This window comes from Actinocatenispora comari (assembly GCF_017312725.1).
Lineage (GTDB): Bacteria > Actinomycetota > Actinomycetes > Mycobacteriales > Micromonosporaceae > Actinocatenispora > Actinocatenispora comari.
In genome coordinates this window covers 74,595-99,154 of the sequence record NZ_BOPO01000039.1, presented here as the reverse complement: position 1 = coordinate 99,154, position 24,560 = coordinate 74,595, and the positions used below count along the sequence as shown (strand labels likewise).

Here is a 24,560-nt window from a genome sequence, read left to right as displayed (position 1 = left end):
GGGGGCCGTCGAGCCGCGCGGGGGCCGTCGTGCCGCGCGGGGGCCGTCGTGCCGGGCCGGGGCCGTCGTGCCGGGCAGGGGCGATCGTGCCGGGCGGAGCCACCGGGTCGGGTTGTCCAGGGACGGCGCGCCAGGTACGAGTGCGGCGCACGCCGGTGACCGGCGTGCGCCGCGGGTCCGCGTCGGTGCGACGCGGTCAGATCAGGGTGGGCTCGGTGTCGGTGTCGGCGGTCATCGGCCGCCCGGCGGCAACCCAGGCGCGCATACCCCCGTCCAGGTTGACCGCGGACAGGCCCTCCTGGCGGAGGTAGCCGGTGACCCGGGCGGACCGGCCACCGGACCGGCAGACCACGACGATGCGCCGTCCGTCCGGTAACTCCGGGATCCGCTCCGGCACGGATCCCATCGGCATGGGCAGGGCGTTGGCGATGTGTCCCGCGGCATACTCGTCCGGCTCGCGAACGTCGAGGATCAGCGTGTCCTCGGCGACCGCGTCGACGTCGATGGCGGGGACGCTCGGGGGTTGTGGCATCACACGGCCACCGTACCCAGCCGGGCCGTGGCGACACCTCTGTTGCGCCGAAGTTTTCGGCCAGCGCCCCGGTACCCGCCGGTACCCGGGTCAGCCGGCCTCGGTGCGCAGTTGGAGCTCGTTGTCGCCGGTACGGGTCACGTCCAGCTCGGCGGTCTTCGCGGCGAGGATGACGTCCTCGATGCCGTCCAGCCGGTCGGCGGCGCACATCGCCCGGGCGAGCCGCCCCTTGTACGCCTTGTTGTGGTGGCTGACGATGGCCAGCCGGCCGTCCGGGCGGGGCGAGACGACCCGGACGGTGATCGCGTCGGGCACCGGGCCGAGCGCCTGGTACACCGAGGAACGCAGGTCCAGGACGGGGCCGCCGGCCAGCGCGGCGGTCAGCACCGGCCGCCAGACCGAGCGCAGCGAGCCGAGGCCGGGCAGCCGGACTCCCGCCGAGAGCCGGTACGCCGGGATCGCGTCGTTCGCCCGGACCGCGCCGAACAGGGCGGATCCGACGACCAGCCGCTCGTCCGCGCGGCGCCGGTCGGCGGCCGGCAGCGACGGGTAGCCGAGCGCCTCGTACAGCACGCCGGTGTAGCGCAGCAGTGCCGGTGTCGTCGCCGCGTGCCACAGCGCCCGGTTCGCCGCGAGTTCGGCGTCCTGCCGCGCCGACAGCCGCAGTACGGCCCGGGCCAGGTCGGCGTCGGTCGATGCGGCCTGGACCGCGGCGATGACCCGGGACCGGGTCGAACCCAGCGACGGGAACGACAGCCGGGTCAGCTGCAGCGGGGCGCCCTGACCGCCGGGCGCCTTCGTCTCGGAGGGCGGCAACAACACGAACACGGGACTGGACGTTACCGGCGACGATGAGTGTCGCCGCCATCGCCCAATTCGTGCACCTTGCGCGCCGCAACTGGCGACTTCGCTTCTACACGTTCGGCTGATTGTATGTGCTGTGAGAGCGGCCACAGTATGTTCGGCGGCTTGTGCCGTTCCAGGCGGTATTGGAGGCCCGATGACAGCGCTGGCTCTTGAGTCAGTGTCCAAGACGTTCCCGAGCGGGACGGTGGCGGTCGACGCACTGGACCTGTCGGTGTCCGACGGCGAGGTGATGGTGCTGCTCGGCCCCTCGGGCTGCGGGAAGTCCACCATCCTGCGGATGGTGGCCGGACTGGAGGACCCGACCGACGGGCTGATCCGGTTCGACGGCGAGATCGCGAACCGCTGGTCGCCCCGGGAGCGCCGGGTCGCGATGGCGTTCCAGGACTTCGCCCTGTACCCGCACATGTCGGTGCGCGGCAACCTCGGCTTCCCGCTGAAGCTGGCGCGGCAGTCGCCGGAGACGGTCTCCGAGCGGGTGGCCGACCTGGCCGCCGCGCTCGGCGTCGCCGACACCCTGGAACGCCGGCCCGGCCAGCTCTCCGGCGGCCAGAAACAGCGGGTGGCGATGGGCCGGGCGATCATCCGGGAGCCGCGCGTCTTCCTGCTCGACGAGCCGCTGTCCAACCTGGACAGCGCGCTGCGGCAGGGGCTGCGGGCGGAGATCTCCAGCCTGGTCCGCAGCATCGGCGTGACCACCATCTACGTCACGCACGACCAGACCGAGGCGCTGACCATGGCCGACCGGGTCGCCATCCTGCGCGACGGTCGGATCGAGCAGCTCAGTACCCCGCACGGCGCCTACCGCGCGCCCGAGTCGCTGTTCGTCGCCGCGTTCCTCGGCACCCCGCGGATGAACCTGCTCTGGGCCACCGTGTACGCCTACCTCGACGACCGGCTGCTGCTGGATCTCGGCCACCAGCACGTCGCGCTGCCCTGGTCGGACCCGCGGGTCCGCGACCTGGTCCGCTACCACGGTGAGCAGGTCATCGTCGGGCTGCGGGCCGAGGCGGTCACGCCGGTCGGCGCCGACCACGCGGGCGCGTTGCGCGGGATCGTGCGCTACGCCGAGCATCTCGGCCACGAGACCATCGCGTACCTGGACGTCGGTGGCATGGCCGCCGGCCTGGACGAGCTGACCGGCACCGGGCACGAGGCCGTCATGCCGGTCGAGAGCTCGCTGCGGCGGTGGTGGCGCTCGCGCCGGGACGGGCCGGCGGAGCAGGCACCGGATCCCGAGCCGGTCGCCGAGGCCGATCCCGGCCGGCACGAGCAGCAGGTCGCGGAGTTCGCGCTGCGGCTCCCGCCGTACGCGGCGCCGAAGGTCGGCGAGATCGTCGCGATGCACGCCGACCTGTCCCAGCTGCACGTGTTCGACCGCAACGGCCGGCGGATCAACACCCGTGGCGCCCTGTCCCGCTGACGACCGGCGCGGCGCTCGGTGAGCGGCGCCGGGCCGGCGGTCCGCGGATCGCCGGCCCGGCCGCCGTCGTGCGGTGCGAGACCGCCGGGCGTCAGGAGGCCTCGCCGAAGATCGGGAAGTCGGCGAGGAACTCCCGTACCTGGGCGGCGGTGTCGGCGTAGCCGGACTCGTCGCCGTCGGCCGCGGCCCGTACCGTGCGGTCGATCCACTCCGCGACCTGCGGCATGTGCTGCGGGGCGAGGCCGCGGGTGGTGATCGCCGGAGTGCCGAGCCGGATCCCGGACGGGTCGAACGGCCGCCGCGGGTCGAACGGCACCGTGTTGAAGTTCAGTTCGACCCCGGCGGCGTCCAGCGCCTTCGCCGCCACCTTGCCGGTCACGCCCTTGTCGGTCAGGTCGACCAGCAGCAGGTGGTTGTCGGTACCGCCGGAGACCAACTGGTAGCCGCGGTCGGTCAGCGCGGCCGCCAGCGCCTGCGCGTTCGCCACGATCCGCTGGGCGTACTCGGTGAAGTCCGGCTGCGCGGCCTCGGCCAGCGCCACCGCGATCGCCGCCGTGGTGTGGTTGTGCGGCCCGCCCTGCAGCCCCGGGAAGACCGCGGAGTCCAGCGCCTTCGCGTGCTCCGCGGTGGACAGCAGCATCGCCCCGCGCGGTCCGCGCAGCGTCTTGTGGGTGGTGGTGGAAATGACGTCGGCGTGCCCGACCGGGCTCGGGTGCGCGCCGCCGACCACCAGCCCGGCGATGTGCGCGATGTCGGCCAGCAGGATCGCGCCGACCTCGCGGGCGATCTCGCCGAACGCGGCGAAGTCGATGGTGCGCGGGATCGCGGTACCGCCGCAGATGATCAGCTTCGGCCGGTGCGACCGGGCCAGGTCGCGCACCTCGTCCAGGTCGATCCGGCCGGTGTCCCGGCGTACCCCGTAGTGCACCGCGTCGAACCAGCGGCCGGTGGCCGACGGCGGCGCGCCGTGGGTCAGGTGCCCGCCGGCCGGCAGCCCCATTGCGAGCACCGGGTCGCCGGGCGCCAGGAACGCCAGGTAGACGGCGAGGTTCGCGGGCGAGCCGGAGTAGGGCTGCACGTTCGCGTGCTCGACCCCGAACAGCTCCCGGGCGCGTTCGTTGGCCAGGTCCTCGACCTGGTCGATGACCTGCTGACCCTCGTAGTAGCGGCGGTGCGGGTACCCCTCGGAGTACTTGTTGGTCAGCACCGTGCCGGTCGCGGCGAGCACGGCGGGGGAGACGTAGTTCTCCGACGGGATCAGCCGCAACACGTCGAACTGGCGTCGCCGCTCGGCGTCGACCATGCCGGCGAGCTGCGGATCGGTGTCGTGCAACGCGGACATTGCCACCTCCAGGAGGGCAAGGACGATCGTGGTTGCCACACCCAGGCGCGCGGTGCGGCCGACGTCGCTCCCCGGTGGTGCCCCACCTTGCCGCGCCAGTCGCGTACCGCCAGCATAGGTGCCGCGCCGGGGCGCATCCGCACCCCGTCGTGCCGCCCCGGTGTCGCGGCCCACGGGGGCGGCACCAGCCGGTCCGGCGGGGCTCAGCGCCAGACGGTGCGCAGCTGGGCGGTGATCGCGAACGGGTCCTCGCCGCGCATCAGCTCGCAGATCGCGGCGCCCTCGGCGCCCTCGGCGGCCAGCAGCCGGGCCGGGCCGACGTGCCGCTCCCAAGCGGCGGCGAACAGCTCCCGGCGTACCGCGTTGCGCGCGCACCACCGCGGCACCGCGTGCCACGCCACCGCACCCGGCAGCGGCCGCCGCACCATCGACCGTACGGCGAGCGTCACGGCACCCCTCGCCCCGGCCGGGGCGACCAGGACCCGCCGGCCCACCAGGTAGCGCGGTTCGGCGAGCGGGGCCAGCAGTTCGTCCAGTGCGGCCGCGAACAGGGCCGACTGCTCCGCCGGTACCCCGGTCAGCTCGCACCGCAGCGAACCGTCCACGGCGGGCGACACGTGCAGCGCCCCGGCGCCGGTGTCGGTACCGCCGGCGGTGTGCAGCGCGTCCGCCACCGCCGCGGCGAGCTGCTCCAGCGCGTCCGGCCCGGTACGGATCCGGTGCCGCCGGACCAGCCCCACGGCGGTGGCGACCAACCCCGCGGTGCCGGCGAGGGCGATGCCCGCCAGCGCCACCACCGGCCCGAGCAGCAGGGACAGCGCAGCGACCAGCACCGCCGCCACGGCGGCCACGACGTACCCCGGGGCGAGCCGCGGGCCGTGCTCGTCCGGCGCCGTGGGTGCCAGCAGGGCGCCCGGCAACCAGGCGGCGGAGCGGCCGAGCGAGCGCCCGGACCGGACCCGCAGGCTCGCCGCCTCGACGCCGGCGAAGGGCGCGCCGATCCGCCACTCGTCCCGTACCTCGGCGAGGCGGGCCGGGGCGGCGAGCGCCCGGGCGGTGACGGCGCGGGACGTCGCGGCGTCGGGCGGCGCGTACGGGGACAGTGCGGCGTCGCAGTGCGTCACACCGGACTCGACCTCCCCGCCGGCGCCGAGCGCGAAGTACGCGTCGTGCTTGCGCACCAGCCGCAGGTAGTCGGCGTCGCCGCGGGGATGCTCGTCGGCCACGCAGCACACGGTCCAGTTGTCGGTGAGCTTCGCCGGGTCCGCCGGATCGGGTCGCAGGCCCCGGCCGCGCATCTGGGTCACCGCGGTCGCCGTGGTCGCGGTGGTCAGGTCGACGGTGACGCACACCTGCGGGCAGTCCCAGCCCTCGCCGAGCAGCGCCCGGGTGCCGACCAGGACGCGGGCCCGGCCGGCGGCGAAGAACTCGGTGGCGAGCGCGACCGCGGCCCGGGTCGGCAGGCCGGTCAGCAGCACGGTCACGGCGTCCAGCGGTGCGGTACCGACCCGGTGCCCGGCCCGGGTCGCCGCCGCGACCAGTTCCGCCGCGAGCGCCCGGGGCGCGGCGAAGGTGGCCCCGGTGACCAGCAGCGGCCGGAGCCCGCCCGGGCCGTCCACGTCGGCCGCGGCCAGCGTGGCGAACGCCAGCCGGGCGGATCCGGACAGCGCGCTGAGCGGTACCGGGGCGAGGCTCGCGGCGGGCCGCCCGGCCAGCTGCTCGAAGTCGCACAGCACCAGCGCGCGCAGCCGGTCGCCGCGTGCCGCCGACTCGGCCGCGAGGATGTGCGTGGTGGCGGCGATCTTCGCCTCGGACAGGCCGCACAGCCGGTCCACCGGCGACGGGCCGACCCGCAGCCCGCGGCTGGTCAGCCGGTAGCCGAGACCGGGCAGTACCCGCTTGATCGCGGCGAGTGCCGCGACGTCCCGCTCGTCCGCGCTGGCCTGCAGGTGACCGGTACAGAAGTCGCCCAGTACGGCGACCCAGTCGTCGGCGTCGGGTGCGGTGCGGTGCATCTCGCGCAGCCGGGCGCCGGCCGGCAGCCCGATCATCCCGGCGTGTGCGAACCGCAGCGCCGCCCGGGCCAGCGCCGGTTCGGCCGCCTCGAAGGCCGACCAGCTCAACCGCGGCCCGCCGGCCGACCCTGCCGCGCGCCCGCTCTCAGCGCGCTCGGCCGGAGTGCCTCGACCGTCCTCGCCCGGGTCGCCGTGCCCGGCCGGGGCGTCGGGTCGGTGCGTGTCGGTGCCGCCGGCCGGGGCGTACGAGCGGTCGGCGCGGGCGGACAGCCAGGTCAGCAGCGGCACCGTACCGAGGGCGTGGTCGATCAGCTGGAACCGCAGCTGGGCGAACCGGGCGGTTTCGCTGGCCAGCCAGGTGTCCTCCGCCGGCGTCGGCCGGGTCAGGTAGACCAGCTCCTGGTACGGCGCCAGCGTGCCGGCCTTCACCAGGGCCGGCGCCGGCACCTCCAGGTCGGCCGGGCCGAACAGGTCGTCGTGCAGCTCCGCCTGCCAGCCGGTCAGCGATCGGCGCGGGGTCGCGGTCAGCCCGACCAGTGCGGTGCGCTCGCCGAGCGCGTCGACCACCGCCCGGACCAGCGCGCCCCAGGTGGACAGCAGGTGGTGGCACTCGTCCAGGACCAGCGTCCAGGGGCCGAGCCCGCGGGCCCTCTCGATCACCGCGCGGCCGTTGGGGTGCAGCAGGTCGAGCAGCTCGTCGTGGCTGCCGGCGCGCAGCGTGGCGCGCCGGTGCGGCGCCGCGGTGCCGGCCCGCAGCACCGCGATCGACTGGTACGTCAGGACGTTGACCGCGCCGGCGAGATCGCGGTCGGTGCCGCAGGGCGCCCCGTCGGGGACGAACCGGCGGTCCCAGGTGTCCGCCCACTGCCCGACCACCGCGGTGTTGGGCGCGAGTACCAGGGTCCGCCGGCCGAGGCGGCGGGCCACCTCCAGGCCGATCAGGGTCTTGCCGGCGCCGGGCGGCAGCACCGCGAAGAACCGGTGATCGCCGCCGGCCCGGTCCGCCTCGAATGCGTCCAACGCCTGCTGCTGGTAGCGCCGCCAGGATCCGCCGAACCGCCGGGCGCGCAGTTCGTCGGCGGCATCGGACACGCCGGGAGTATGACATGTCCCATCGCGCCGTCCCGGTCGCCACGGATACCGTCGGCAGGGCGGGCGGCCGCCCCGGCGGCCCGGCGGATCGCGCCGCGCCCGGCGGCAGGGAGGGGCACCGTGCACAGCTACGACACGCTGCGGGTCGACGAGCTCCGGCGGCGCGGGAGCATCAAGTGGACCCGGCCGGAACCCGACGTGCTGGCCGCCTGGGTGGCCGAGATGGACTACCCGCCGGCGCCGGCGATCGACGCGGCCCTGCGCGACGCCGTGGCCCGCGGCTACACCGGCTACCCGCCGGACGACGCGAGCACCGGGCTGCCGGCCGCGACCGCCGCGGTGCTCGCCGAGCGCGGACTGGCCGTACCGGCGGAGCGGATCCGGTTGCTGCCGGACATCCTGCGCGGCATCGAGCTCGCCATCGGGCTCTACTCGGCACCGGGCAGCGCGGTGCTGGTACCGACGCCGTCGTACCCGCCGTTCTTCGAGGTGACGCGCGTCTGCGGGCGCGAGGTCGTGCCGGTGCCGCTGGTCGAGACGCAGGCAGGGCCGAGCTACGACCTGGCCGCGATCGACGCCGGCCTCGCCGCGGGCGCCGGCACGCTGATCCTGTGCAACCCGCACAACCCGCTGGGTCGTACGTTCCGCGCCGACGAGCTGCGCGCACTCGCCGAGGTGGTCGACGCGCACCCGGGTGCCCGGGTGATCGCCGACGAGGTGCACGCGCCGCTGGTCTATCCCGGCGCCCGGCACGTGCCGTACGCGAGCGTGTCGCTCGCCGCGGCCGGCCACTCGGTGACCCTGGTCTCGGCGTCGAAGGGCTGGAACCTGCCCGGGCTCAAGTGCGCCCAGGTGGTGCTGACCAGCGAGGCGGACGCGCGGCGCTGGGATTCGCTGGCGCTCGTGCAGACCCTCGGCGCGAGCACCCTCGGCATCGTCGCGAACCTCGCCGCGTACTCCGCCGGCGCCGGCTGGCTGGCCGACACGGTGTCCTATCTGGACGGTAACCGCCGGCTGCTGGCCGACCTGCTCGCCGAGCACCTGCCGGCGGTGCGCTACCGGATGCCGGAGGCCACCTACCTCGCCTGGCTGGACTGCCGGGAGCTGGGCGTCGCCGATCCGGCCGCGTTCTTCGCCGCCGAGGCACGGGTGCTGGTCAACGACGGCGCGGACTTCGGCGCGGTCGGCCGCGGCTTCGTCCGGCTCAACTTCGCGACGTCGGCGCCGATCCTGACCGAGGTGGTGCGCCGGATGGGTGCCGCCGTGGCCGCGCACGCCCCGGCCGGTTCCGGCCCGGTACGGCCGAGCTGAGCCGGCCGGCAGTTCCCGACGCCCCCGGCTCCCGGCACCCCCGGTTCCCCGACGCCCACGTTCCCGAGTCCACGGTTCCCGAGTCCACGGTTCCCGAGTCCACCGGTTTCCGAGTCCACCGGTTTCCGAGTCCACGGTTCTCGACGCTCGGGGCTCTCGATGCCGGGGTGCGGAGGCGCCGAACGGTGTCGGAGGCCGGGGCTAGGGTGTGCCGTGCCGCGGAGAGAAAGTTGTCGCCGATGTCGGTCCTGCCGACGTAGGCTCGGTCGCCGCGGCGGGCCATCCGACGAAAGATTCCGGTGATTTCTTTCGGCTCGGCGACTTGCCGGCCGGCCAGTTAACGATATATCGTCCGACTAACGTGATAGAGCTTCTACGGGGAAGGTCGGTGTGCTTCTCAGACTGCTGCGGGTCTACCTGCGCCCGCACACCAAGAGCATCGTGCTGGTGGTGGTGTTCCAGTTCGTGCAGACGCTCGCGACGCTCTACCTGCCGACGCTGAACGCCGACATCATCAACAACGGCGTGATCAAGGGCGACACCGGCTACATCCTGCGCTACGGCGGGATCATGCTGGCGGTCGCGCTGGTCCAGATCGTCTGCGCCGCGGTCGCCGTCTACTTCGGTGCGAAGACCGCGATGGGCGTCGGCCGCGACATCCGGGCCGGCATCTTCGACCGGGTGCAGAGCTTCTCGGTGCGGGAGGTGGGCCAGTTCGGCGCGCCGTCGCTGATCACCCGCACCACCAACGACGTCCAACAGGTGCAGCTGCTCGTGGTGATCACGCTGACCCTGATGGTGTCGGCGCCGATCATGTGCGTCGGCGGCATCCTGATGGCGCTCAACCAGGACGTGCCGCTGTCCGCGCTGCTGCTGGTGATCGTCCCGGTCCTGGTGGTCGTCGTGACGCTGGTGATCCGCCAGATGCGGCCGCTGTTTCGCACCGTGCAGAAGCGCATCGACACCGTCAACCGGGTGATGCGCGAGCAGATCACCGGCATCCGGGTGATCCGCGCGTTCGTCCGCGACGGGTACGAGCAGCGCCGGTTCGCCGACGCCAACGGCGAGCTGATGGACGTCTCGCTCGCGGTCGGCCGGCTGATGGCGATCATGTTCCCGGCGGTCATGCTGATCATGAACCTGTCCAGCGTCGCGGTGCTGTGGTTCGGCGGGCACCGGATCGGTCACGGCATGGAGATCGGTGCGCTCACCGCGTTCCTGAGCTACCTGATGCAGATCCTGATGTCGGTGATGATGGCGACGTTTATGTTCATCATGGTGCCGCGGGCCGAGGTGTGCGCCGAGCGCATCGAGGAGGTGCTCGACACCGAGACCACGGTCACCGTCGCGGCCGACCCGGTCACCGAGCTGACCGTGCACGGCGAGCTGGAACTGCGCAACGTCGCGTTCGGCTACCCGGGCGCCGAGCAGCCGGTACTGTCCGGCATCGACCTGACCGCCCGGGCCGGCGAGACCACCGCGATCATCGGCTCCACCGGCAGCGGCAAGACCACCCTGCTCAACCTGGTGCCCCGGCTGTTCGACGCGACCGGGGGGCAGGTGCTGATCGACGGTGTCGACGTCCGGCAGCTCGACCCGGCGCTGCTGTCCCGCACGGTCGGCATGGTGCCGCAGAAGCCGTACCTGTTCGCCGGCACCGTGGCGAGCAACCTGCGCTACGGCAACCCGGACGCCACCGACGAGCAGCTGTGGCACGCGCTGGAGGTGGCGCAGGCCCGGGACTTCGTCGAGGCGATGGAGGAGGGGCTGGACGCGCCGATCGGCCAGGGCGGGTCGAACGTCTCCGGCGGCCAGCGGCAACGGCTCGCGATCGCCCGGATGCTCGTCCAGCAGCCGGAGATCTACCTGTTCGACGACTCGTTCTCGGCGCTGGACTACGCCACCGACGCCGCGCTGCGCGCCGCGCTGGTCGGCGAGACCCGGGAGGCGACGGTGGTGATCGTGGCGCAGCGGGTCGCGACGATCCGGCACGCCGACCGCATCATCGTGCTCGACGAGGGTCGTGTCGTCGGTACCGGCACGCACGAGGAACTGATGGCCGGCAACGAGACGTACCGCGAGATCGTGCTGTCCCAGCTGACCGAGCAGGAGGCAGCATGAGCGCGCGTCAGGAAGCGGTTCCGCGGCGCCGGCCGGGCGGCGGTGGGCACGGGCCCATGGGCGGCGGCATGATGCCGGCCGAGAAGTCGATGCACTTCGGCGCCTCCAGCAAGCGGCTGATCCGGATGATGCGGCCGGACCGCGCCCGCGCGTTCGCCATCCTGGCACTCGGGCTGGTCAGCGTCGCCCTGCAGGTCATCGGGCCGAAGATCCTCGGGCACGCGACCGACGTGATCTTCAGCGGTGTGATCGGCGGGCGGTTCCCGGCCACCGTCACCAAGCAGCAGGTGATCGACGGGTTGCGGGCCAAGGGCGACAGCAAGATCGCCGACATGCTCGGTGCGATGCACTTCGTGCCCGGCCAGGGCATCGACTTCGGCGCGGTCGGCCGGGTGCTGCTGTTCGCCGCGCTCGCCTTCGCGGTGGCCGCCGGCCTCGGCGTCTGGCAGGGCCGGCTGACCGCGACGGTGGTGCAGCGGCTGGCGTTCCGGTTGCGGCAGATGACCGAGGAGAAGCTGTCCCGGTTGCCGTTGAGCTACTTCGACTCGCAACCGCGCGGCGAGGTGCTGTCGCGCACCACCAACGACATCGACAACATCTCGCAGACCCTGCAGCAGGCGCTCAGCCAGCTGGTCACCTCGTTGCTGACCATCGTCGGCGTGCTGATCATGATGCTGTACATCTCGCCGCTGCTCGCCCTGGTGGCGGTGGTGACGGTGCCGGTGTCGCTGGTGGTCGCGATGGTGATCGGCAAGAAGGCGCAGCCACAGTTCCTGAAGCAGTGGGCCAGCACCGGCAAGCTCAACGCCCACATCGAGGAGATGTACACCGGGCACGCGCTGGTGAAGGTGTTCGGCCGGCAGCGGCAGGCGTCGAACACGTTCGCCGAGCACAACGACGCGTTGTACTCCTCGGCGTTCAGGGCGCAGTTCATCTCCGGCATCATGCAGCCGGCGATGATGTTCATCGGCAACCTCAACTACGTGCTGGTCGCGGTGATCGGTGGGTTGCGGGTGGCGTCCGGCAACCTGTCGCTGGGTGACGTGCAGGCGTTCATCCAGTACTCGCGGCAGTTCACCCAGCCGATCACCCAGGTGGCGGCGATGGCGAACCTGCTGCAGTCCGGGGTGGCGTCGGCGGAGCGGGTGTTCGAGCTGCTGGACGCGGACGAGCAGGTGGCCGACCCGGCCCAGCCGCAGCGACCGGCCCAGCTGACCGGGCGGGTCGCGTTCGAGCACGTGTCCTTCTCGTACGCCAAGGACAAGCCGCTGATCTCCGATCTGTCCCTGGCGGTCGAGCCGGGCCAGACGGTGGCCATCGTCGGGCCGACCGGGGCCGGCAAGACCACCCTGGTCAACCTGCTGATGCGGTTCTACGAGGTGGACTCCGGCCGGATCGCGCTGGACGGCGTCGACACCCGCACGATGTCCCGGGACGAGCTGCGCCGCCGCATCGGCATGGTGCTGCAGGACACCTGGCTGTTCGGCGGCACCATCGCCGAGAACATCGGCTACGGCGTGGACGGGGTGTCCCGGGAGCGGATCGTCGAGGCAGCCCGGGCCACCCACGTCGACCGGTTCGTGCGCACCCTGCCGGACGGGTACGACACGGTGCTCGACGAGGAGAGCTCCAACGTCAGCGCGGGGGAGAAGCAGCTGCTCACCATCGCCCGCGCGTTCATCACCGAGCCGACGATCCTGGTCCTGGACGAGGCGACCAGCTCGGTGGACACCCGCACCGAGGTGCTGATCCAGCACGGCATGACCGCGCTGCGGTCGGGCCGCACCAGCTTCGTCATCGCGCACCGGCTGTCCACCATCCGCGACGCCGACCTGATCCTGGTGATGGAGCACGGCGACATCGTCGAGCAGGGTACGCACGACCAGTTGCTCGCGGCCGACGGTGCCTATGCCCGGCTGTACGCGGCGCAGTTCGCCGAGGCGGTCACCGATCCCGACCCGGTGTGAGCGGCGGTGGCGGTCCGGCTTCGGCCGGGCCGCCACCGTGGTCACTGCTCGTCGGTGCCGACCGCCAGCAGTCCGCGGCGGAACGCCTCCGCGACGGCGGCAGCCCGGTCGTTGACGCCGAGCTTGGTGTAGATGTTCAGCAGGTGGCTCTTGACCGTGGCCTCGCTGATGAACAGCCGGGCGGCGAGCTCGCGGTTGGTGGTGCCGGCCGCGACCAGCTCCAGCACCTCGATCTCGCGCCGGCTCAACGGTTCCGCGGCCGGGGTGCGGACCCGGTGCATCAGCCGGGAGGCGACCGACGGCGCCAGCACCGAGCGGCCCGCCGCCGCGGCCCGCACGGCGTTCAACAGTTCGTCCCGCGGCGCGTCCTTGAGCAGGTAGCCGGTGGCGCCGGCCTCGATCGCCGGCAGCACGTAGCCGTCCGTGTCGTACGTGGTGAGCACCAGCACCCGCGACTCGATGTGCCGCCGGGCCAGTTCGGTGATCGCGGTGACCCCGTCCATCCCGGGCATTCGCAGGTCGAGCAGGATCACGTCGGGGCGCAGCGCCTCGGCCCGGCGTACCGCCTCGGCACCGTCCGACGCCTCGCCGACCACCTCGAACCCGGGGTCGGCGGCGAACATCCCGCTCAGGCCGTCCCGGACGACCGGATGGTCGTCGGCGATCAGCAGCCGTACCGGAGCTGTCATCCGGCCTCCTCCGCGGCGGGAAGTGCGTCGTCGGTCATCCTGCCTCCTCCGCGGTGGGGATCCGCGCGCTGATGGTGGTGCCGAGGCCGGGCTCGGACTCGACGGTGAGCTCACCGGCCCGCGCCTCGACCCGCTGCCGCATCGCCACCAGCCCGAACCCGCCGTCGGTACGCCGGGCCGCCGGTGCGGTGGGATCGAACCCGCGGCCGTCGTCCCGCACGTCCAGCGCCACCTCGTGCGCCAGATACGACAGGGTCACCCCGACGCGACCGGCGCCGGCGTGCTTGGCGACGTTGGCGAGCGCCTCCTGCGCCACCCGCAGCAGCGCCACCTCGGCGTCGGTGCCCATCGGCCGGACCGTACCGGTGGTGGTGACCTGGGCGTCGATCCCGCTGCGGGCCGACCAGCGGTGGGCGACCTCGGCGAGCGCCTCGGACAGCCGGCCGGTCTCCAGCGGTTCGGGCCGCAGCTCGTGCACCGACCGGCGGGCCTCGGTCAGGCTCTCCCGGGCCAGCGCGGTCGCGGCGGCGAAGTGCCGGCGCCACCGTACCGGCTCGTCGGCGGCCTGCTCGGCGGCCTGCAACTGGGTGACGATGCCGGTCAGCCCCTGCGCCATGGTGTCGTGGATCTCGCGGGCCAGTCGCTGCCGTTCGGCGGCGACGCCGGCCTGGTGCGCCTGGTCGAGCAGCGCCCGGTGCAGCGCCGCGTTGTCCGCGAGGCTCGCCGCGAGCCGTTCGTTGGCGGCCCTGACCTCGGCGAGCGCCTGCCGGCGTTGCCGGTCCTGGCGGTCCAGGTTCTGCCGCAGCCAGGCGTAGCCGCACATCGGCAGCGCGTTGGCCACCACGATGGCGGCGTAGGTGGCGATGCCGGCCGCGTCGTCCAGCGGCACCGCGTACGCCTGGGCGGTGCCGGCGACCACCGCGACCGCGGCGACGGCGACGAGCTGTCCGGGCCACCGCACCAGCCGGTAGGCGTATACGTAGGCGGCGGGGGTGAAGAAGCCGAACCAGGGCGCCCGCAGCACCAGCACCATGGTCACCGCGACCACCCCGGCGAGGAACACCGCCATCACCACCGGCCGGTCCCGCCAGCCGGGGTGCAGGGTGAACAGCCAGAGCATCCAGCCGGCCAGCGCCGCGGCGAGGACCAGCTCGACGATCGGCGAGGCGCCGTTGGCGTGCTGGACCGGCACGGTGATCGCGGCGAGGAACGCCAGCAGCAGGTACGGCAGCACGGTCAGCACCGGTGTTCCGCCTGCCCGGCGGACCATCCAGGACCGTACCCGCGTCGCGACCACGCTGCCCCCCTCGACGCCGCCCGGGGTCAATCTAGCCGGGCGGGTGAGATCGAGGGTGGTGGTCGGGCGGGGCGCGGCCACGGTCAGCTCGCCGCGAACGCGGTACGCACCCCGCGCCGGTTGACCAGGACGACCACGGCCAGCAGCAGCGCACCGCACACGCCCTGCTCGATGCGCAGCCAGGCGGGCAGGAAACCGGGCAAGGACACGATCACCACGATCGCGACGAGCATGACCGCGGAGACGATCCGCAGCCGCAGCCAGGCCCGGCGCGATCCGCGGGCGGCGCCGCGGGCGAACAGGAACATCAGCACGGCGGTGACCAGCACGATGCTGGCCCGTACCCACGAGGCGGAGTTGACCAGGGTGGGATGGTCGCGCAGCGCCACGAGCGCGGCGACCGCGAGCGCGCTGACCGCCAGGTACGCACCGACGAGCGTGCGGGCGGTCCGGAGCGCGGAGTGGGTGGTGGGGCGATCGGTTGCGACTCGCTGGGTGTCCATGGTGATCCGTCTCCCGTCGTCACCTCGATGTCGGACCCCATCAGGCTCGCAGCGCGGGCGTCCGGCCACATCCGCCGAAGCCGGCCGGAATGCCGGTGCCGCAGTGGATCCGTCGCACCCGCCGATCGGTGGGTGCACCCCGCCGATCGGCTGATCGAGACGCGAAGAAAGCCCGGTTCAGCCCTTGATGCCGGACTCGGCCACCCCCTGCACCAGGTACCGCTGCAGGAACACGAACACCAGCAGCAGCGGCAGGATCGACACCGCCGCGGCGACGAACAGCTCGTGCAGGTTGATGGTCTGCGCGGTCATGAACGACGACAGCGCCACCTGCACGGTCCAGGACGACGAGTCCTGGCCGATCACCAGCGGCCACAGGAACGCGTTCCACGAGCCGAGGAACGTGATGACGCCGATCGCGGCGATGAAGCCGGTCGAGTTGGGCACCACGATCCGCCAGTACGCGCCCCAGTGGCCGAGGCCGTCCACCCGCGCCGCCTCCTCCAGCTCCTTCGGGAAGCTCAGGAAGTACTGCCGGAACAGGAACGCGGTGAACCCGCTGAACAGGCCGGGCACGATCAGCCCGCGCAGCGTCGACACCCAGCCCAGCGACGACACCACCACGAACGTCGGGACGAAGGTGACCGCGGCCGGGATCATCAGCGTCGCGACGATCGCCGCGAGCACCCCGTTGCTGTACCGGAACGGGATCCGGGCCAGGCCGTACCCGGCCATCGACGACAGCGCCACCTGGCCGATCGTCTGCACCACGCTGACCAGGCCCGAGTTGAGCAGCGAGTGCGCCATCGGTACCGACGGGTCGGCGAACAGCTCGCCGATGTTGCCCCAGTGCAGCGTGGTGGGGAAGAACGTCCAGTCCGGCGCGGTGATCTCCGCGTCGGAGCCGAGTCCGTTGCGTACCAGCAGATAGAACGGCAGCAGGAACAGCAGTGCCGCGACCACCAACGCGGTGTACCGGGCGATCGCGCCGACCCGGCCGCGGGCGCTGCGCGCGTACCCGACCGCGTGTGGACCGTCCATCGTCTCCTCCTTGCCTGCCGGAGTGCCCCGGCCGGAGCTGGCTGACCGCCGGCGTCCCGCCGCGCCGGACGCCGGCTCGTCAGTCCCGCCGGCGGGGCGCCGGGTCGTCAGTCCCGCCGGCCGAAGCCGAACAGCTTGCCCTGCAACACCGTCACGATCCCGATCAGCAGCGCGAGGATCACCGCACCCGCGCTGCCGTGGCCGAAGTCCTGCCCCTGGCCGAGTGCCGTGAAGTACAGGTAGACCAGCGGCGGCCGGGCGAACGGCGGGTACCCGCGGGCCGAGCTCATCAGGTTGTAGAACTCGTCGAACGCCTGGTACGCCGCGATCAGGTTGAGCAGCACCACCGCCACCGTGGTGGCCCGCAGCTGCGGCAGCGTGATGTACCGGAACACCTGCCAGCCGGGCTTCGCCCCGTCCACGTACGCCGCCTCGTACAGCTCGCCCGGGATGCGTTGCAGCCCGGCGAGGAACAGCACCATGTAGAAGCCGACCTGCAGCCACAGCCGCAGCGTCACCAGCGCCACCCAGTACCAGGGTGGGCTGGCCGAGGACAGCCACGGCACCTGGTCGATGCCGAACAGCCCGAGCACCGTGTTGGCCAGCCCGAACCGGACGCCGTTGAAGATCGACAGCTTCCAGATCAGCGCGGCCACCACGTACGAGCAGGCTGCCGGCAGGAAGAACACCGACCGGAAGAACGCCCGGGCGAACCGCAGCCGGTGCACCAGCAGCGCCAGGCCGAGCGAGATCGCCACCGTGGTGGGCACGATGAACACCGCGAACACGCTGAACGTACCGAGGCTCGCGAGGAAGTCGGAGTTGGTCAGCATGTCGACGTAGTTGGCCAGCCCGACGAACCGCGTCGGGGTGACCGTGTTGTGCGCGTCGAAGAAGCTGAGCACCGCGCTCCACACGATCGGCACGAACGTGAAGAGGATCAGCCCGGCCAGGAACGGCCCGACGAACACCCAGAACGCCGGCCAGGTGCGCTGCCTGCCGTGCCGCCTGGCCCGGCGCCGGTCCCGCGCCGAGCCGTGCACCGTGTCGCGGTCGGCCACGTCGCGGGAGGTCACTTGTACAGCGTGCTCAGCTGCTTGTCGATCTTGCCGATCGCGGTCTTCAGCTCGCTCTCCGGGTTCGATCCCTTGCGGATGATGTTGTTCAGCGCGTCGGTGTACGCGGTGTTCATCGGCGAGGTCCAGCCCGGCGTCGCCTGCACCTTGCCGTACTGCTGGACCAGGTCGACGGCGTCCTTGCCGGCACCGGAGGACAGCTTGTCCGCCTTCGCCGCGATCGACGTGCGCGCCGGGATGTGGAACCCGTACGACAGGTCGAAGTCGCGCTGGTAGTCGGTCTTGTCGACCCACAGCCACTTCGCGAACGCCTTCGCGGCATCGACGTGCTTGCTCTTCGCGTTGACCGTCGAGGCGTACGCGCCGATCGGCACCGACAGCGCGCCGCTGCCGTCACCCTTCGGCCAGGCGATCACGCCGAAGTCCTGACCCAGCGCCTTCTGCACGACCGGCACCGCCCACAGCCCGGACCACTGCATCGCGGTCAGCCCCTGGGTGAACGCCGACGGGTCGGACCAGTCGGCCGGTGCGCCGAGCAGCAGGCTGCCCGAGGAGTACATCGTGCGCAGCGCGGCGAACACCGGCGCCGCGGCGGCCGCGGTGAACCCGACCTTGCGCTGGTCGTCGGACAGGTAGCTCTGCCCGACCGACCACAGCGGTACCGCGCCGAGCACCCCGGCGCCGCCGTCGTTGCCCAGGAACAGCCCCTTGACCTTCTTGTTCGTCAGCTTCTTCGCCGCGCTGGTCAGCTCCGCCAGCGTGGTCGGCGCCGACACTCCCGCCTTGGCCAGCCAGCTCTTGCGGTAGAACAGCATCTGCATGTCGATCGCCTGCGGGATGCCGTAGATCCTGCCGTCGACGGTCTGCGCGTCCAGCACCGCCGGGGTGAAGTCGTCCTTCGCCGAACCGAACACGTCGGTCAGGTCCGCCAGCTGATGCGCCCGGACCTGGTCGACCTTCGCCACCGACTGCTCGAACACGTCCGGCCCGCCGCTGCCGACCAGCGCCGTGGCGAGCTTGGTGTCGTAGTCGCCGGCGGTCCACTGCACCTGCACGTTCGCCTTCGAGTACGCCTTGGCGTAGCGCTTGACCGCCTGCTCGACGCCGGCCTCGCCGTACTGGTGGTACCACTGCGAGACGGTGGGGCCGGAGCCGCCGCCGGACGAGCCGCGGCCGGTGTTGGAGCCGCAGGCGGCGAGCGCACCGGTGGCCACCAGCCCCGCGGCGCCGGCGAGCACGCCGCGCCTTGACAATCCGTTCGGCTTCCGCATCGGCCAACCCCTCCGCTGTGACCACCGCTCCACGGCGGAGCGGTGGCGATCCCCGGACATTATTCGACACGCCGGCCGGTGGCGCGCCGGCCGTTACCGATCCTCGATGCGTGGGACGGGGGTCACGGCCGGATGCCGGCCATCAGGTTGCGCACCAGCGCATCGGCGAAGCCGACGTCGATCGGCAGGTCCGGCAGCAGCAGCCGGTGGTAGCAGGCACCCCACAGCTGGTCGACCACCACCTCCGGGTCGAGCCCGGCACGCAGCTGCCCGGCCTGCTGGGCGCGCGTCATCCGGTCGACCGCGAGCGCCCGCCGCGGCCTGGTGTACCGGTCGGCGATCGCCGCGGCGAGATCGGGGTCGGTCTGCGCGGCGCCGATCAGCTGGGCGACGACCCGGCCGGCCGGCCGTTCGGTGAGCAGCCGGACGAACGCGTGCAGCTGGCTGGTGAGGTCGCGCTCGATGTCGCCGGTGTCCGGGAACGCGAGCGTCTGCTCGACCGCGGTGAAGTAGCCGTCCAGGGCGAGCGCGCCGGGGGAGGGCCACCACTTGTACAGGGTCATCTTGCTGGTGCCGGCGCGCGCGGCGACCTTCTCGAAGGTCACCGCGGCGAGCCCGTGCTCGAACAGCAGCTCGCCGGCCGCGACGAGGACCGCTCGTCGTACCGCCGCGGCCGGTCGCCGCCCCCGCCCCGGCCGCAGCGCCGTCTGGTCGTCCATGTCGCCTCCCTCACCGTGCTTGCAGTATATGGACGACGCGTCTACATTCAAGTTAATGGACGAGCAGTCCACAACAGCGGAGGCGATCATGCAGACAACGCAACGGGTGGCGATCGTGACCGGCGGGTCCGGCGGCATCGGCCAGGCGACCGCGGCCCGGCTGGCCGCCGACGGGATGGCGGTCGTGGTGGACTACGCCCGCAACCGGGCCCCGGCCGACCAGGCGGTCCGGGCGATCACCGAGGCCGGCGGCACCGCGGTGGCCGACGGCGGCGACGTCGCCGACGAGGCGGCGATGACCGCGTTGTTCGACCGCGCGCAGCAGCGGTTCGGCGGCGTGGACGTGCTGGTGCACACCGCCGGCATCATGCCGCTCGCCCCGGTTGAGCAGCTCGACCTGGCGGTGTTCGACCGGGTCCAGCGCACCAACGTGCGCGGCACCATGGTGGTCGACCAGCTCGCCGCCCGCCGGCTGCGCCCCGGCGGTGCGATCGTCGACTTCTCCACCTCGATCACCAAGCTGGCCACCCCCGGCTACGCCGCGTACGCGGCGTCGAAGGGTGCGGTCGAGGCGCTGACCCTGATCCTCGCCCGCGAGCTGGCCGGCCGGGACGTGACGGTCAACGCGGTCGCGCCCGGGCCGACCGCCACACCGCTGTTCTTCGAGGGCAAGCCGCAGCAGCTGATCGACCAGATCGCCGGCGCCAACCCGTTCGGCCGCCTCGGTACGCCGGACGACATCGCCGAGCTGGTCGCGTTCCTGGCCGGCCCGGGCCGGTGGATCAACGGCCAGGTCCTCTACGCCAACGGCGGCATGGCCTGACCGGTTCGCTGCCTGACCGGTTCGCCGCCTGACCGGTTCGTCACGACCGGGGCCCGCCGCGGCAACGGGCGTGCCACAGCAGCGGGGCTGCCGCGGCAACAGGCTCGTCGCCGCGCGGTCGACCGTGGTGCCGGCGATCGTCGGGTCAGCGGGACGTGAGGAAGTCGGTGACGCGGGCGATCACCGCGGCGTCCCGCAGGATCCGCTGGTGGCCGAGACCGGTCGTGGTCATCAGCTCGCCGTTCGGCCACCGTTCGGCCAGCCGCCGGCCCTGCTCGTACGGTGTCTCCCGGTCGTCCCGGTCGTGCACCACGAGCAGCGCCGGACGCTGCGGTACGGCCGACTCGGTGACCGCGAAGTCCGCCAGCGGCCGGCCGGCGAGTGCCTCCAGTCGCCGGCGCAGTGCCGCCTCGACCCGGGCGCCGGCACCGAGGGCCGCGGTGAACTCGCCGAGCCGGGCGAGCGGGTCGGCCGCCGGCGCGACGAACGCCAGCGGCGCCGCCGGCATCCCGTCGGACAGCGCCACCAGGCTCGTCGCGCAGCCGAGCGAGTGCGCCAGGATGCCGGCCGGCGGTCCGTAGCTGGCCACCACGTCGGCGAGCGCGTCGACCATCTCGGCGGCGGTACTGCGGTGGGGCCCGAGCACACTGGGACCGGAGTCGCCGTGGCTCGGGCTGTCGAACGCGACGACCCGGTGGCCGGCCGCGACCAGTGGCCCGACGTACGGGCCGAGTTGACCGCGCCAGCCGCCCCAGCCGTGCACGAGGAACACCGGTGCGGCACGCTCCGGGCCCCAGCTCTGCACGGTGATCCGGCGGCCGTGCCCGGTGGACAGGGTGTCGTGCCGGCTCGGCAGCGCCGGCCGGTCGTCCCGGCGCCGGCCGCGACCGCTCGGCGGGGTGCACCACAGCAGCGCCGCCCGCCGGCCGCCGAGTGCAGGGGCCAGCCGCTCGGCCGCGCCGAACGTCAGCCGGATCGCCCGCATCCGCCACCCGTTTTGAGTACGAACGGTCGTGCTTTTTTCTGGCGACATCGTGGTGCTCATCAGCGCTCCTCGGTCGGTGTGGGGTGGTGCCGGAGTCAGGCGGCCTCGGTCCGCACGGCGTCGAGCAGGGTCTCGAACGACGCCCGGGCGTGCGTCTCGGCCGCCGGGTCGGCCAGCAGCCGGTGGGTCAGGTAGAACACCAGCATCACGCCGTACAGGTCGTGCGCGAACTGGTCGGCGTCGACGTCGGGGCGCACCTGGTGCACCGAGACGCCGCTGCGGCAGACCTGGCCGATCGTGTCGAACAGGTCCTGGTGGTCCTGCGCGAGCTGGTCGCGCAGCGCGCCGGGCTGGCCGTCGAACTCGGTGGCCGCCTTGACGAACAGGCAGCCGCCGGGCACGCCGCCGCGGCCGCAGTCGAGCCACCGTTCGAACAGCTCGCGGATGCGGGGCAGGCCGCGCGGCGCGGTCAGCGCCGGCCGCACGACCAGGTCGACGAACGTCTCGCGGGCCCGCGCCAGGGCGGCGAGCTGCAGCGCTTCCTTGGACCGGAAGTGCGCGAACAGCCCGCTCTTGGACATCTGCTGGGCCCGGGCGAGCTCGCCGATGGTCAGCCCGCCGAGCCCCACCCGGAAGGCGAGCTCGACCGCCGTGTCGACGATCGCCTCCCGGGTCTGTGCACCCTTCGCCATCGACACAGAATCGCACGATCGTACGGTTGCTGTCCAGGGATGACGCCGGCCGGCGTACGGGCCGGCACCAGCGTTCGCTCGCTCGATCCTCGGTTCTGATGGTCCGGACGTGACCACGGTCTCCCGGAAACCTGTGGTCAAAATACCCCCAGGGGGTATGGTCATCGGGTGCCGCGGACCACCGCGGCGAACGGGTGAGGAGCTCGACATGAGTGAAGAACACGGCGGCGGGTCGCGCACGGCGGCTCGTCCCGGTGCCACCGGCCACCCCATGCACGACGCCGGTGCCCACCACGCGGGTCACGCGGCGGCGGCGCACGGGGTGCGCGGGTGGCGGTCGGTCGGTTGGCGCTCGGCCGCGCAGGCGACGCTGCACTGCCTGACCGGCTGCGCCATCGGCGAGGTGCTCGGCATGGTGCTGGGGACCGCCTTCGGGCTGTCCAACGGCGTGACGGTGGTGCTGTCGGTCGCCCTGGCGTTCGTCTTCGGGTACGCGCTGACCATGCGCGGCATGATCCGTGCCGGCCTGAGCGTCGGTGCCGCGCTGCGGATCGCGCTCGCCGCCGACACGGTGTCGATCGTGGTCATGGAGATCATCGACAACCTCACCGTGCTCGCCATCCCGGGCGCGATGGACGCCGGGCTCGCCTCGGTGCTGTTCTGGTCGTCGCTGCTGATCGCGCTGGCGCTCGCGTTCGTGGTGGCGACGCCGGTCAACCGGTGGCTGATCTCGCGCGGCCGCGGCCACGCCGTCGCCCACCGGTACCACCACGGGCACGGTGCCTGAGTCTCACAATGCAGGATTGATGTTCCGTATGGCGAGACGCGAGGATACGGTCGAGGCATGACGAGCAACGTGTACACGCATGGCCATCACGAGTCGGTGCTGCGTTCGCACCGGTGGCGGACGGCGGTGAACTCGGCCGGCTACCTGCTGCCGGAGCTGGCCGCGGGCATGTCGGTGCTCGACGTCGGCTGCGGCCCCGGCACCATCACCGCCGATCTGGCCGAACTGGTCGCGCCGGGCCGGGTCACCGCGCTGGAGCGCACCGGCCCGGCGCTCGACCTGGCCCGGGCCGAGATCCGCCGGCGCGGGCTGGACAACGTCGACTTCGTCGTCGACGACGTGCACCACCTCCGGTTCGGCGACGACAGCTTCGACGTGGTGCACGCCCACCAGGTGCTGCAGCACGTCGCCGATCCGGTCCTGGCGCTGCGCGAGATGCGCCGGGTCTGCCGGCCGGGCGGCATCGTCGCCGCGCGGGACAGTGACTACGCCGCGTTCGCCTGGTACCCGCAGCTGCCCGAGCTGGACGAGTGGCTCGCGCTCTACCGGTCCGCGGCCCGGGCCAACGGTGGTGAACCGGACGCCGGCCGGCGGCTGCTCGCCTGGGCCCGCGCCGCCGGGTTCACCGACATCACCCCGAGCGCCAGCGTCTGGTGCCACGCCGACCCGGCCGACCGGCAGCACTGGGGCGGCATGTGGGCGGAGCGGATCGTCGCCTCCGACCTGGCGCACCAGCTGGTCGACTCGGGCGCCGCGAGCCGCGCCGATCTGGACCGGATCGCCGCCGCCTGGCGCGCCTGGGCCGCCGACGAGGACGGCTGGCTCAGTCTGCTGCACGGTGAGATCCGCTGTCGCGCCTGAGTTCCCGCACCGGTCGCCCTTCGCCGGGTTCACCCGGCGGCGGGTCGCCCCGCCGAACCGGCACCCGACCGCGGCGCCCGATCACGGCTGGCCGGTCAGGGCTTGCCGGCCAGGGCCGGCCGGTCGGGCTGGCCGGTCAGGGGTCGGGGGTCAGGGCTGGGTGGTCGGGTCGGGCTGGTCGGCGGCGAGGCGGCGCAGGTGCGGGCCGTACTCGGGATCGGCCAGCGCGGCGGCGAACTGCGCGGTGAGGTAGGCCAGCGGGTTGCCGGTGTCGTACCACTGGCCCTGGATGACCTTGCCGTAGACCGCGTGGTGCGCGGCGTAGGCGTTGATCGCGTCGGTCAGGTAGATCTCGCCGGACCGGTGCTCGTACCAGCGCCGGGTCTGCTCGGCGAGCTCGTCCACGATGCCCGGCGTGATCACGTAGCCGCCGATCGCGGCGTAGTTGGACGGTGCGTCGGCCGGGTTCGGCTTCTCCACCAGGCCGCCGATGCGCAGCAGGCCGGAACCGAGGTCCTCGTTGACGGTTGGCACCCCGTACCGGACCGAGTCGGCGGGTTCCATCGGCATCAGCGCGAGCACCGGGCAGCCGGTCTTCTCGTACGCGGCGATCAGCTGCTGCGCCCGCGGCACGGTGGCGACGAACACGTCGTCGGGCCACAGCACCAGGACCGGCTCGTCGCCGAAGTTGCGCGCCGCGTTCAGCACCGGCGTGCCGTTGCCGTACGGGCCGTGCTGGTCCAGGTAGGTGATGTGGCCCTGCCAGGACAGCTCGCCGACCTCCTCCACCGCGTCGGCGTAGGCGGTCTTGCCGTCCGCGCGCAGCCGCGCCACCAGCGCCGGGTTGGGCCGGAAGTGGTCCAGGATCAGCGACTTGCCCTCGGACACCACGATCGTGATGTCGGTGATGCCGGACGCGATCAGCTCCCGGACGGTGTGCTCGATCACCGGCTTGTCGCCGACCGGCAGCATCTCCTTCGGCGTCGCCTTGGTCAGCGGCAGCAGCCGCGACCCCAGCCCCGCGGCCGGAATGACTGCCCGACGAATCGTGGTTGCCATGGTTCTCCTCGTCGACGGTGATGGCTACGCGCGAGTGCTCGCAGACGCTACCAACCGCCGGTTTCGCCCGCGGCGGCCAGCCCCACCCGA

21 protein-coding genes and 1 riboswitch are annotated in these 24,560 nt (G+C 72.9%); of the genes, 7 read left to right on the top strand and 14 right to left on the bottom strand.

Annotated features, from left to right (window positions below; genetic code table 11):
* Positions 1–196: 196 nt before the first annotated feature.
* Positions 197–532: a rhodanese-like domain-containing protein gene (locus NUM_RS12570; RefSeq protein WP_207124990.1), complete on the bottom strand. Its 336-nt coding sequence runs from the start codon at positions 530–532 to the stop codon at positions 197–199.
* Between the two features lie 90 nt (positions 533–622).
* Entirely contained in the window at positions 623–1,360 is a 738-nt protein-coding gene (locus NUM_RS12565) for a YaaA family protein (RefSeq protein WP_207124989.1), read from the bottom strand.
* A 172-nt stretch (positions 1,361–1,532) separates the two neighbouring features.
* On the opposite strand from NUM_RS12565, the gene NUM_RS12560 reads away from it, so the two are divergent.
* Positions 1,533–2,819, top strand: a complete 1,287-nt coding sequence (locus NUM_RS12560) for an ABC transporter ATP-binding protein (protein WP_207124988.1) — start codon at positions 1,533–1,535, stop codon at positions 2,817–2,819.
* Between the two features lie 91 nt (positions 2,820–2,910).
* On the opposite strand, the gene NUM_RS12555 is transcribed toward NUM_RS12560, so the two are convergent.
* Positions 2,911–4,161 (bottom strand): serine hydroxymethyltransferase, encoded by a 1,251-nt coding sequence (locus NUM_RS12555; protein WP_207124987.1) that lies wholly within the window; start codon positions 4,159–4,161, stop codon positions 2,911–2,913.
* Positions 4,162–4,193: 32 nt separating this feature from the next.
* Positions 4,194–4,274, bottom strand: a riboswitch (ZMP/ZTP riboswitch).
* A gap of 90 nt (positions 4,275–4,364) precedes the next feature.
* On the bottom strand, positions 4,365–7,268 hold the full coding sequence (locus tag NUM_RS12550) for a DEAD/DEAH box helicase family protein (protein ID WP_207124986.1): 2,904 nt from the start codon (positions 7,266–7,268) through the stop codon (positions 4,365–4,367).
* Positions 7,269–7,388: 120 nt separating this feature from the next.
* Between NUM_RS12550 and NUM_RS12545 the strand changes: the two genes are divergently transcribed.
* The 3 genes from NUM_RS12545 to NUM_RS12535 all read left to right on the top strand — a co-directional run bounded on the left by NUM_RS12545 (position 7,389) and on the right by NUM_RS12535 (position 12,667).
* A complete protein-coding gene (locus NUM_RS12545; protein WP_225918522.1) occupies positions 7,389–8,579 on the top strand; it encodes a MalY/PatB family protein in 1,191 nt (396 codons plus the stop codon).
* A gap of 390 nt (positions 8,580–8,969) precedes the next feature.
* Entirely contained in the window at positions 8,970–10,700 is a 1,731-nt protein-coding gene (locus NUM_RS12540; protein WP_207124984.1) for an ABC transporter ATP-binding protein, read from the top strand.
* A complete protein-coding gene (locus NUM_RS12535) occupies positions 10,697–12,667 on the top strand; it encodes an ABC transporter ATP-binding protein (protein ID WP_370466970.1) in 1,971 nt (656 codons plus the stop codon). Before NUM_RS12540 ends, NUM_RS12535 begins: the two co-directional genes overlap by 4 nt.
* 41 nt (positions 12,668–12,708) lie before the next feature.
* On the opposite strand, the gene NUM_RS12530 is transcribed toward NUM_RS12535, so the two are convergent.
* The 7 genes from NUM_RS12530 to NUM_RS12500 form a co-directional block, all read right to left on the bottom strand.
* Entirely contained in the window at positions 12,709–13,356 is a 648-nt protein-coding gene (locus tag NUM_RS12530; RefSeq protein WP_207124983.1) for a response regulator, read from the bottom strand.
* 34 nt (positions 13,357–13,390) lie between these two features.
* Positions 13,391–14,626: an ATP-binding protein gene (locus NUM_RS12525; protein WP_207124982.1), complete on the bottom strand. Its 1,236-nt coding sequence runs from the start codon at positions 14,624–14,626 to the stop codon at positions 13,391–13,393.
* A 110-nt stretch (positions 14,627–14,736) separates the two neighbouring features.
* Complete coding sequence (locus NUM_RS12520) at positions 14,737–15,156, bottom strand: hypothetical protein (protein WP_207124981.1); 420 nt, start codon at positions 15,154–15,156, stop codon at positions 14,737–14,739.
* A gap of 177 nt (positions 15,157–15,333) precedes the next feature.
* A complete protein-coding gene (locus NUM_RS12515; RefSeq protein WP_207124980.1) occupies positions 15,334–16,197 on the bottom strand; it encodes a carbohydrate ABC transporter permease in 864 nt (287 codons plus the stop codon).
* 107 nt (positions 16,198–16,304) lie between these two features.
* Complete coding sequence (locus tag NUM_RS12510; RefSeq protein WP_225918521.1) at positions 16,305–17,273, bottom strand: carbohydrate ABC transporter permease; 969 nt, start codon at positions 17,271–17,273, stop codon at positions 16,305–16,307.
* A complete protein-coding gene (locus tag NUM_RS12505) occupies positions 17,270–18,544 on the bottom strand; it encodes an ABC transporter substrate-binding protein (RefSeq protein ID WP_207124979.1) in 1,275 nt (424 codons plus the stop codon). Before NUM_RS12505 ends, NUM_RS12510 begins: the two co-directional genes overlap by 4 nt.
* Positions 18,545–18,666: 122 nt before the next feature.
* On the bottom strand, positions 18,667–19,263 hold the full coding sequence (locus NUM_RS12500) for a TetR/AcrR family transcriptional regulator (protein ID WP_207124978.1): 597 nt from the start codon (positions 19,261–19,263) through the stop codon (positions 18,667–18,669).
* Between the two features lie 55 nt (positions 19,264–19,318).
* Here NUM_RS12500 and NUM_RS12495 point away from each other — a divergent pair, with 55 nt between their 5' ends.
* Positions 19,319–20,086, top strand: a complete 768-nt coding sequence (locus NUM_RS12495; protein ID WP_370466969.1) for an SDR family oxidoreductase — start codon at positions 19,319–19,321, stop codon at positions 20,084–20,086.
* A 145-nt stretch (positions 20,087–20,231) separates the two neighbouring features.
* Here the strand turns inward: NUM_RS12495 and NUM_RS12490 are convergent, their stop codons facing one another.
* Positions 20,232–21,071 (bottom strand): alpha/beta hydrolase, encoded by an 840-nt coding sequence (locus NUM_RS12490; protein ID WP_207124977.1) that lies wholly within the window; start codon positions 21,069–21,071, stop codon positions 20,232–20,234.
* A gap of 95 nt (positions 21,072–21,166) precedes the next feature.
* Positions 21,167–21,763, bottom strand: a complete 597-nt coding sequence (locus tag NUM_RS12485; RefSeq protein WP_207124976.1) for a TetR/AcrR family transcriptional regulator — start codon at positions 21,761–21,763, stop codon at positions 21,167–21,169.
* Positions 21,764–21,971: 208 nt separating this feature from the next.
* On the opposite strand from NUM_RS12485, the gene NUM_RS12480 reads away from it, so the two are divergent.
* Positions 21,972–22,550 carry a DUF4396 domain-containing protein gene (locus NUM_RS12480; RefSeq protein ID WP_225918520.1) on the top strand — a complete coding sequence of 193 codons (579 nt, stop codon included), beginning with the start codon at positions 21,972–21,974 and terminating at the stop codon, positions 22,548–22,550.
* A 69-nt stretch (positions 22,551–22,619) separates the two neighbouring features.
* On the top strand, positions 22,620–23,411 hold the full coding sequence (locus NUM_RS12475) for a class I SAM-dependent methyltransferase (RefSeq protein ID WP_207124998.1): 792 nt from the start codon (positions 22,620–22,622) through the stop codon (positions 23,409–23,411).
* 150 nt (positions 23,412–23,561) lie between these two features.
* Here NUM_RS12475 and NUM_RS12470 read toward each other — a convergent pair whose 3' ends face one another.
* On the bottom strand, positions 23,562–24,470 hold the full coding sequence (locus tag NUM_RS12470) for a UTP--glucose-1-phosphate uridylyltransferase (protein WP_207124975.1): 909 nt from the start codon (positions 24,468–24,470) through the stop codon (positions 23,562–23,564).
* Positions 24,471–24,560 lie beyond the last annotated feature (90 nt).

What these genes read in the sequence shown, in the direction of transcription:
- NUM_RS12490 (WP_207124977.1), bottom strand. Translation starts at nt 21,071, where the DNA reads ATGCGGGCGATCCGGCTGACGTTCGGCGCGGCCGAGCGGCTGGCCCCT.
- NUM_RS12555 (WP_207124987.1), bottom strand. Translation starts at nt 4,161, where the DNA reads ATGTCCGCGTTGCACGACACCGATCCGCAGCTCGCCGGCATGGTCGAC.
- NUM_RS12560 (WP_207124988.1), top strand. Translation starts at nt 1,533, where the DNA reads ATGACAGCGCTGGCTCTTGAGTCAGTGTCCAAGACGTTCCCGAGCGGG.
- NUM_RS12495 (WP_370466969.1), top strand. Translation starts at nt 19,319, where the DNA reads ATGGACGAGCAGTCCACAACAGCGGAGGCGATCATGCAGACAACGCAA.
- NUM_RS12505 (WP_207124979.1), bottom strand. Translation starts at nt 18,544, where the DNA reads ATGCGGAAGCCGAACGGATTGTCAAGGCGCGGCGTGCTCGCCGGCGCC.
- NUM_RS12480 (WP_225918520.1), top strand. Translation starts at nt 21,972, where the DNA reads ATGAGTGAAGAACACGGCGGCGGGTCGCGCACGGCGGCTCGTCCCGGT.
- NUM_RS12530 (WP_207124983.1), bottom strand. Translation starts at nt 13,356, where the DNA reads ATGACAGCTCCGGTACGGCTGCTGATCGCCGACGACCATCCGGTCGTC.
- NUM_RS12520 (WP_207124981.1), bottom strand. Translation starts at nt 15,156, where the DNA reads ATGGACACCCAGCGAGTCGCAACCGATCGCCCCACCACCCACTCCGCG.
- NUM_RS12525 (WP_207124982.1), bottom strand. Translation starts at nt 14,626, where the DNA reads ATGGTCCGCCGGGCAGGCGGAACACCGGTGCTGACCGTGCTGCCGTAC.
- NUM_RS12485 (WP_207124976.1), bottom strand. Translation starts at nt 21,763, where the DNA reads ATGGCGAAGGGTGCACAGACCCGGGAGGCGATCGTCGACACGGCGGTC.
- NUM_RS12470 (WP_207124975.1), bottom strand. Translation starts at nt 24,470, where the DNA reads ATGGCAACCACGATTCGTCGGGCAGTCATTCCGGCCGCGGGGCTGGGG.
- NUM_RS12535 (WP_370466970.1), top strand. Translation starts at nt 10,697, where the DNA reads ATGAGCGCGCGTCAGGAAGCGGTTCCGCGGCGCCGGCCGGGCGGCGGT.
- NUM_RS12570 (WP_207124990.1), bottom strand. Translation starts at nt 532, where the DNA reads ATGCCACAACCCCCGAGCGTCCCCGCCATCGACGTCGACGCGGTCGCC.
- NUM_RS12500 (WP_207124978.1), bottom strand. Translation starts at nt 19,263, where the DNA reads ATGGACGACCAGACGGCGCTGCGGCCGGGGCGGGGGCGGCGACCGGCC.
- NUM_RS12515 (WP_207124980.1), bottom strand. Translation starts at nt 16,197, where the DNA reads ATGGACGGTCCACACGCGGTCGGGTACGCGCGCAGCGCCCGCGGCCGG.